Source organism: Streptomyces sp. MS19, from assembly GCF_047200595.1.
GTDB lineage: Bacteria > Actinomycetota > Actinomycetes > Streptomycetales > Streptomycetaceae > Streptomyces.
The window spans coordinates 1-861 of record NZ_JBJZOH010000095.1 but is presented as its reverse complement, the minus strand read 5'-3'; the positions used below and the strand labels follow the sequence as shown (position 1 = coordinate 861).

Sequence of the window (861 nt, the reverse complement as noted above, 5' to 3'; positions counted from 1 at the left end):
TGGGTGCGTTCGGTGTTGGTGGTGTAGGGCCGTTGGTAGGCCCATTCGTCGAGGAGGGTGCGGTTGAAGCGTTCGACCTTGCCGTTGGTCTGGGGGCGGTAGGGGCGGGTGAGTTTGCCGGTGGCGCCGAGGTCGGCCAGGGCCTGCTTGAACAGGGTGCTTTTGCGGTAGGACCAGGCGTTGTCGGTCAGGACACGTTCGATGCGGGTGATGCCCAGGGTGGCGAAGTGGGCGGCTGCTCTGCGCAGGAACGCGGCGCAGGTGGCGGCTTTCTCGTCGGGGTGGACTTCGCTGTAGGCCAGGCGGGTGTGGTCGTCGACGGCGGAGTGGATGTAGTCGAAGCCGACGCCCGGTTTCCCGGCCCGGGTGGCCTGGCGGCCGTGGGTGCGCCAGCCGCCGCCGTCGGGGATCCGGCCGAGTTTCTTGACGTCGACGTGGATCAGTTCGCCGGGCCGTTCGCGTTCGTAGCGGCGGATGACCTGGCCGGTGGGCCGGTCCATGAAGGCCAGGCGGTTCAGGCCGTGCCGGGTCAGGATCCGGTGGACGGTCGAGGCCGGGATGTCCAGGACCGGGCCGATCCGGGCGGGGCCGAGTTTGCGGTCCTGGCGCAGCTCGCACACCCGGGCCTCGATGTCAGCCGGGGTGCGGTGCGGTGTCGACAGTGGCCGGCTGGGACGATCGTGCAGTCCCGGCTCGCCCTCGGCGGCGAAGCGGCGGACCCACTTGTGGGCCGTGGTGCGTGAGATGCCCATTTCGGCGGCCACGTGGGCGACCGGGCGGCCCGAGCGGACACGCTCGATAAGGATCCGTCTGCCGTGGACGGTCAGCCGGGCATTACGGTGGGACACGAAGACCTCCGTG

At 70.2% G+C, this 861-nt stretch carries 1 protein-coding gene; it reads right to left on the bottom strand.

All coding sequences use genetic code 11. The annotated features are described in order from the left end of the window. A partial coding sequence (locus ACL02R_RS30030; RefSeq protein ID WP_412800119.1) for an IS481 family transposase occupies nt 1–848 on the bottom strand: 848 nt, incomplete at its 3' end. Between the last annotated feature and the right edge of the window lie 13 nt (nt 849–861).